Origin of the sequence: Saccharomonospora halophila 8 (assembly GCF_000383775.1) — a bacterium.
Classification (GTDB): domain Bacteria; phylum Actinomycetota; class Actinomycetes; order Mycobacteriales; family Pseudonocardiaceae; genus Saccharomonospora; species Saccharomonospora halophila.
The window spans coordinates 21070-28439 of record NZ_KB912568.1 but is presented as its reverse complement, the minus strand read 5'-3'; the positions used below and the strand labels follow the sequence as shown (position 1 = coordinate 28439).

Sequence of the window (7370 nt, the reverse complement as noted above, 5' to 3'; positions counted from 1 at the left end):
CCCTCCCGGGACCACCGGCGGCGACGGCCGGCCCCGCGAGTTCCGTGCCGTCCCGTCGGCGCCCCCCGCGGTGACCGCGGCCACCCCGGGCACCGACGCCCTGCCCGAGGACCGCTACTTCAACCGGGAGCTCTCCTGGCAGGACTTCAACGCGCGGGTGCTCGCACTGGCCGAGGACGAGTCCCAGCCGCTGCTGGAGCGGGCCAAATTCCTCGCGATCTTCGCGTCCAATCTGGACGAGTTCTACATGGTCCGGGTCGCGGGCCTGAAGCGGCGCGAGCAGACCGGACTGTCCGTGCGCAGTGCGGACGGGCTCACCCCGAGCGAGCAGCTGTCCTACGTCGCCGAGCGCAACCGCGAACTGGTCCGGCGGCACACGCTCGCCTTCGAGGAGGGCGTGCGGCCGGCCCTGCGGGCCGCGGGCGTCCGGATCGTGCGCTGGGCGGGCCTGGACACCGGGGACCGTGCCCGGCTGTCGGCCTACTTCACCCGGCAGATCTTCCCGGTGCTCACCCCGCTCGCCGTCGACCCCGCGCACCCGTTCCCGTACATCTCCGGGCTCTCGCTCAACCTCGCGGTGACCGTGCGCGACCCGGAGGGCGGCACCGAACGCTTCGCCCGGGTGAAGGTGCCGAACAACGTCCCGCGGCTGGTGCGCATCGAGGAGGGACCGGGTCCCCGGCAGGCCACCTTCCTCCCCCTGGAGGAACTCATCGCCGCGCACCTGGACGAATTGTTCAGCGGGATGCAGGTGAGTGAACACCACGTGTTCCGGGTCACCCGCAACGCCGACTTCGAGGTCGAGGAGGACCGCGACGAGGACCTGCTGCAGGCCCTGGAACGGGAACTGGCGCAACGCAGGTTCGGGCCTCCGGTGCGGTTGGAGGTGGCCCACGACATGAGTGCGCACATGCTCGAACTCCTGCTGCGCGAACTCGAGGTCGATCCGCAGGACGTGGTCGAGGTGCCCGGCCTGCTGGACCTGAACTGTCTGCACCAGCTGCACGCCCTCAACCGCAAGGAGCTCAAGGACCCGCCGTTCGTCCCGGCGACGCACCCGGCCTTCGGGGAGCGGGAGACACCGAAGAGCGTGTTCTCCACCCTGCGGGACGGGGACGTGCTGGTGCACCACCCCTACGACTCGTTCTCCACCAGCGTGCAGCGGTTCGTCGAGCAGGCCGCCGCCGACGACAAGGTGCTCGCCATCAAACAGACGCTCTACCGCACGTCGGGCACCTCGGGCGAGTCCCCGATCGTGGACGCACTCATCGACGCCGCCGAGGCGGGCAAGCAGGTCGTCGCCCTGGTGGAGATCAAGGCGCGGTTCGACGAACAGGCGAACATCGCCTGGGCGCGCACCCTGGAGCGCGCGGGCGTGCACGTGGTCTACGGCCTGGTGGGGCTCAAGACGCACTGCAAGATCGCGCTCGTGGTGCGCCAGGAGGGGTCGACGATCCGCCGCTACTCGCACCTCGGCACCGGCAACTACAACCCGCGGACCGCGCGGCTGTACGAGGACATCGGTCTGCTCACCGCGGACCCGGCGGTCGGGGCGGATCTGACCGACCTGTTCAACGTCCTCACCGGCTACTCGCGCCAGCAGACCTACCGCACCATGCTCACCGCACCGAACGACATCCGGCGCGGCCTCCTGAAGTTCATCGCCGACGAGATCGACCTGGCCACGGCGGGGCAACCCGCGGGCGTCCGCATCAAGTGCAACTCCCTGGTGGACGAGCGGGTCATCGACGGCCTGTACCGCGCATCACAGGCGGGCGTCCCGGTGCAGATCGTGGTGCGCGGCATCTGCGCCCTCAAGCCCGGGGTCCCGGGGCTGAGCGACAACATCGAGGTGCGCTCCGTCCTGGGCCGGTTCCTCGAACACTCCCGCATCTTCCACTTCCGCGGAGCGGACACGCACTGGATCGGCAGCGCCGACATCATGCACCGCAACCTCGACCGGCGGATCGAGGCGATCGTGCGGGTCGCCGACGCCCGGCTCACCGCCCGCCTGGACGCCGTGTTCGACTCGGCCTTCGATGCCCTCACCCGGTGCTGGGTACTCCGTCCGACGGGCGAATGGGTACCCTTTCCGACGGACAGCGGCCAGGTCCGCGACCATCAGATGGAATTGCTGCGCGAGCACGGAGCCACCGGGTGAGCAGAGTTGTACGAGCCGCGGGGGCGGTGCTGTGGCGCCGCCCACCGGGCAGCGAGGTCGAAGTCGCCGTCGTGCACAGGCCGCACCACGACGACTGGTCACTGCCGAAGGGGAAGGTGGATCCCGGCGAGACGAGCGCGGTCACCGCCGTCCGGGAGGTGCACGAGGAAACCGGGTACGAAGCGGCGCTGGACCGGTTTCTCACCGTTGTCGAATATGCCGTCCCCGGCGCCGACAAGACGGTGGAGTATTTCGCCGCACGGGCCGTCGCGGGCGGATTCGTCCCGAACGAGGAAGTCGACGAACTGCGGTGGCTGCCCCCGGCCGAGGCACGGGCGCTGCTCACGTTCGACAACGACGCCCGTGTCGTCGACCTGTTCGCCGCACAGCCGGCCGAGGTGACCACGCTGCTGCTGGTGCGGCACGCGAAGGCGGGCAACCGGGAGAACTGGACGGGCGACGACGACCTGCGACCGCTGTCGGAGGCGGGGGTGCGCCAGGCACGGGGGCTGCGGACGCTGCTGCGCGCGTTCGCCCCCGACCGGGTCGTCTCGGCGCCGCGCCTGCGGTGTGTGCAGACGGTCCAGGCCGTCGCCGACGACGTGGGTGTCGAGACGGAGCTGGAACATCCCCTCTCCGAGGAGGGCTACACCGCCGACCGTGCGGGCGGCCTGGCCCGTGTGCTCTCCCTCGTCGCCGCGGGCGGCACACCCGTGGTGTGCAGCCAGGGCGGGGTCATCCCGGACGTGGTGGCCATGCTGGCCGAACGCGACGGGATCACCGTGCCCCGGAAGAAGTCGGCGGACGTGCCGCCGAGCAAGAAGGGGTCGGTCTGGGTGTTGGCCTTCGCCCGGGACGACTCCGGTGCCGGTACGGAATCCGGCACCGGCACGGACTCCCGCACCGGCACGGCCCCGGAGCGGGTCGACGGGGCGGGCCCACGGCTGGTGACCGCGCATTACCTGCCGAGCCCGCTGCCCGAACCGCTCGGCGACGAGGCCGCCGCGCGCTCCACGTCCCACACCTGAGCCCGGACTCCGCCCCGGTCCACACGGGTGTGCCCCGCCGGTGACCGACGCCCCCGACACGGACGACCCCCGACACAGACGCCCCCGACACAGACAGAACTCGGCGGGTCCCGTGCCGGTGGCCGGGCCCCGCCGAGTTCGTGTCGCCGCGGAAGAGGTGCGGTTACTGCGCTTTCGCGGTGGTCGTCTTCTTCGCCGTGGTTCCGGTTTTGCGCGCGGGCGAGGTCTTCGCGGTCGCCTTCGTCGTGCCGGCCGAGGACGACTTCGCCGCCGCCTTCGTTCCCGAGGACTTCGCCGCGGCCGTGGACTTCGTGCCGCTCGACTTCGTCCCGGACGACTTGGTGGCCGTGGACTTCGTCCCGGTGGACTTCGCGGCCGTCGACTTCGTGCCGGTGGACTTGGTTCCGGTGGACTTCGCGCCGGTCGACTTGGTGCCGGTCGACTTCGCGCCGGTCGACTTCGTGCCGGTGGACTTCGCGCCGGTCGACTTCGTGTCGGTCGACTTCGCGCCGGTGGACCTGGTGCCCGTGGACTTCGCGGCCGCCGTGGACTTGGTTCCGGTGGACTTCGCGGCCGTCGACTTCGCGCCGGTCGACTTCGCGGTCGAGGAGGTTTTCGCGGTCGACGCCTTCGCGGCGCTCGACTTTGCCGTGCTCGACTTGGCCGTGCTCGACTTGGTGGTGCTCGACTTCGCCGTACCCGACTTGGTGGTGCCCGACTTGGTGCCGGTCGACTTCGCCGCGCTCGACTTCGCCGTGCTCGACTTCGTGCCGGCCGATCCGGTCGTGCTCTTCGGCGCCGTCCTGGCCGCGGCGCCCTTCGCGGTCGTGCTCCCGGCCGACGTGCCCCGTGCGGTGGTGGTACCGCCCCGCGCCGTCGTGGTCCGCGTCCGGTTGGTGGTGGTCCGCGTGGACGTGGGGCGGGTGGCCGACGTCCGCGACGACGTCTGCGCCCCGGCACCGCGCGCGGTGGTCGCCGAGGTGCGCTTCGCGGGCGTGGTCTTCGGCAGCTTCCGGGCGCCGCTGACCACATCCTTGAACGTCGTGCCCGCACGGAAGGCGGGGACGTTGGTCTTCTTCACCCGCACTGTCTCGCCGGTGCGCGGGTTCCGCGCCGTCCGGGCGGCACGGGCGCGCTTCTCGAACACACCGAAGCCGGTGATGTTCACCTTCTCGCCCTTGTTCACCGTACGAATGATGATGTCGACGAGGTTGTCGACGGCTTCCGACGCGACCTTCTTGTCGCCCAAGCGCTCGGAGAGCGCTTCGATGAGTTGGGCCTTGTTGGCCATTCCAGTCCTCCAAGAAGAACTTCGTGTTACCCGGCCACACCGGCCGACATGCGCACACGGTATTACCAACACAGCATGAATTCCAAACGGCACGCGGAATTTTCGCTTCGGCGAGTGCGCTGTTACACCTTCCCCGCGGTGTCCCTACGGTGTTTCGCGGGAGTGGCGAGGTGTCTTCGCCACCGACGTCCCACGTCGTCGTCAGGCGGTGTGTTTCCCCGGTGGAGGCGGCCGGGGCGGGGCGGATTCCCCGTACACGCGGGGGAATCCGCCCCGGAGAGCGCGGACTACCCCGCGGTGGTGACCGGCTTGTGTGCCGGGCGCCGCCGTTCGAAGGCGTCGATCTCGTCGGAGTGCCGCAGTGTCAACGCGATGTCGTCGAGACCCTCCATGAGGCGCCAACGGGTGTAGTCGTCGATGGTGAAACCGCTGACGAACGCACCCGCCCGCACGGTCCTGTCCCGCAGGTCGACCCGCACCTCGGTGCCCGGTTCGGCCTCGAGCAGCTCCCACAGCCGCTCGATGTCGTCCTGCTCGCACTGCGCGGTCACCAGGCCCTGTTTCCCCGCGTTCCCCCGGAAGATGTCGGCGAATCGCGAGGAGATGACCACCCGGAAGCCGTAGTTCGTCAGCGCCCACACGGCGTGTTCGCGTGAGGAACCGGTGCCGAAGTCCGGTCCCGCGACGAGCACGCTGCCCTGCCGGTAGGGCTCGCGGTTCAGGACGAAGTCGTCGTCGGCGCGCCAGGCGGCGAACAGGCCGTCCTCGAACCCGGTGCGCGAGACCCGCTTGAGGTAGACGGCCGGAATGATCTGGTCGGTGTCCACGTTGGACGCGCGGAGGGGGACTCCGACGCCGGTGTGGCTGGTGAAGGGTTCCATACTGCTTCCTTCCCTCGACGGCCCGCCCACGACGGGCCGCGCTCGGATGTCGTCCGGGTGTGGCCGCGGCCGGTCAGTCCAGGTCCTCGGGCGAGGACAGGGTGCCCCGTACGGCGGTGGCGGCGGCCACGAGCGGGGACACCAGGTGGGTCCTGCCGCCCTTGCCCTGCCTGCCCTCGAAGTTGCGGTTCGACGTCGACGCGCTGCGCTCCCCGGGCGCGAGCTGGTCCGGGTTCATGCCGAGGCACATCGAGCACCCCGCCTGCCGCCATTCGGCACCCGCCCCGGTGAAGATCGAGTCCAGCCCCTCGGCCTCGGCCACCTGCCGGACCCGCATCGAGCCGGGCACGACGAGCATCCGCACACCGTCCGCCACCCGGCGCCCGTGCAGGACCTCCGCGGCGGCCCGCAGGTCCTCGATGCGGCCGTTCGTGCACGACCCGAGGAAGACCGTGTCCACCGCGATGTCGCGCAGCGCTGTGCCCGGTTCGAGATCCATATAGGACAGGGCCTTCTCCGCGGCGGCCCGCGCGGTCTCGTCGGTCATCGCAGCCGGATCGGGCACCGACTCACCCAGCCCCAGCCCCTGTCCCGGGTTGGTGCCCCAGGTCACGAACGGGGTCAGCGTGCTCGCGTCGATCCGCACCTCGGCGTCGAACTCGGCGTCGTCGTCGGTGCGCAGCTCCCGCCACTCGGCCACGGCGGCGTCCCAGTCGGCGCCCCGCGGGGCGTGCGGACGGTCCTTCAGATAGGCGAACGTGGTCTCGTCCGGGGCGATCATCCCGGCGCGGGCCCCCGCCTCGATGGACATGTTGCAGACGGTCATGCGGGCTTCCATGGACAGCGACTCGATGGCGCTGCCCCGGTACTCCAGCACGTACCCCTGACCGCCGCCGGTCCCGATCCGCGCGATGACGGCGAGAATGATGTCCTTGGCCGTGACGCCGGGGCGCAGGTTCCCGTCCACGGTGACCGCCATGGTCTTGAACGGGCGCAGCGGCAACGTCTGCGTGGCGAGCACGTGCTCGACCTCCGAGGTGCCGATCCCGAACGCCATCGCGCCGAACGCCCCGTGCGTGGAGGTGTGGCTGTCCCCGCAGACCACGGTCGTCCCGGGCTGGGTCAACCCGAGCTGCGGGCCGATGACGTGCACGATGCCCTGTTCGGTGTCACCCATGGGGTGCAGGCGGACACCGAACTCCGCGCAGTTGCGGCGCAGGGTGTCCACCTGGGTGCGCGACACCGGATCGGCGATGGGCAGCTCGGTGCCGGCCGTGGGCACGTTGTGGTCCTCCGTCGCGATCGTCAGGTCCGGCCGCCGCACGGACCTGCCCGCCAACCGGAGCCCGTCGAACGCCTGCGGGCTGGTGACCTCGTGGACGAGGTGCAGATCGATGTAGAGCAGGTCGGGTTCGGCACCCTCGCCGCGGCGCACCGTGTGCGCGTCCCACACCTTCTCCGCCAGTGTGCGGCCCCGCGTCTCGGCCATCAGGGCTCCTCCGTGTACGTGTCGGTAGCGAGCGGACTCACTTCTCAGCATGTGGACATCCCAGATGACGAGATTGTAGTATCGCCTTGTGGGACGACCCGATGATAGCAAGCAGGACGGCGCGGAACAGCAGCAGAGCGGGATCGGTGTGCTCGACAAGACCGTGGCGGTCCTGCACGCCGTGGCCGACAGTCCGTGCGCACTGGGGGATCTGTGTGCGCGGACCGGCCTGCCGCGGGCGACGGCACACCGGCTCGCGGTCGGTCTCGAGGTCCACCGGCTGTTGCGGCGCGACGCCGAGGGGCGGTGGCATCCGGGGTCCGCGCTGGCCGAGCTGGCGGGCGGCAGCGTCGACCCGCTGCTGGACGCCGCGAGTGTCATCCTGCCGGATCTGCGCGACATCACCGGCGAGAGCGTGCAGTTGTACCGGCGGGAGGGCGTGGTCCGCGTGTGCGTGTCGGTGGCGGAGCCGCCGAGCGGACTCCGGGACACGGTGCCGGTGGGCGCGCGGCTGCTGATG

At 70.7% G+C, this 7370-nt stretch carries 5 protein-coding genes and 2 pseudogenes; 4 read left to right on the top strand and 3 right to left on the bottom strand.

Going from position 1 to position 7370, the window contains the following annotated elements; translation table 11 throughout:
* The 3 genes and pseudogenes from SACHA_RS0116145 to SACHA_RS26660 all read left to right on the top strand — a co-directional run.
* The coding region (locus SACHA_RS0116145) for an RNA degradosome polyphosphate kinase (protein ID WP_157601729.1) at window positions 1–2161 on the top strand (2161 nt) is incomplete at its 5' end.
* Window positions 2158–3189 carry an NUDIX hydrolase gene (locus SACHA_RS0116140; protein ID WP_028663257.1) on the top strand — a complete coding sequence of 344 codons (1032 nt, stop codon included), beginning with the start codon at window positions 2158–2160 and terminating at the stop codon, window positions 3187–3189. The genes SACHA_RS0116145 and SACHA_RS0116140, both read left to right, overlap by 4 nt.
* A 40-nt stretch (window positions 3190–3229) precedes the next feature.
* Window positions 3230–3865 (top strand): annotated as a pseudogene (locus tag SACHA_RS26660) (hypothetical protein); the annotation flags it as partial.
* A gap of 408 nt (window positions 3866–4273) precedes the next feature.
* On the opposite strand, the pseudogene SACHA_RS26655 reads toward SACHA_RS26660, so the two are convergent.
* The 3 genes and pseudogenes from SACHA_RS26655 to leuC form a co-directional block, all read right to left on the bottom strand.
* Window positions 4274–4480 (bottom strand): annotated as a pseudogene (locus SACHA_RS26655) (HU family DNA-binding protein); the annotation flags it as partial.
* A gap of 287 nt (window positions 4481–4767) precedes the next feature.
* Window positions 4768–5361: a 3-isopropylmalate dehydratase small subunit gene (gene leuD, locus SACHA_RS0116130; protein WP_019811386.1), complete on the bottom strand. Its 594-nt coding sequence runs from the start codon at window positions 5359–5361 to the stop codon at window positions 4768–4770.
* 73 nt (window positions 5362–5434) lie between these two features.
* Complete coding sequence (gene leuC / locus SACHA_RS0116125; protein WP_019811385.1) at window positions 5435–6850, bottom strand: 3-isopropylmalate dehydratase large subunit; 1416 nt, start codon at window positions 6848–6850, stop codon at window positions 5435–5437.
* Window positions 6851–6938: 88 nt separating this feature from the next.
* Between leuC and SACHA_RS0116120 the strand changes: the two genes are divergently transcribed.
* Window positions 6939–7370 (top strand): helix-turn-helix domain-containing protein (locus SACHA_RS0116120; RefSeq protein WP_019811384.1); only part of this gene is annotated, 432 nt, incomplete at its 3' end.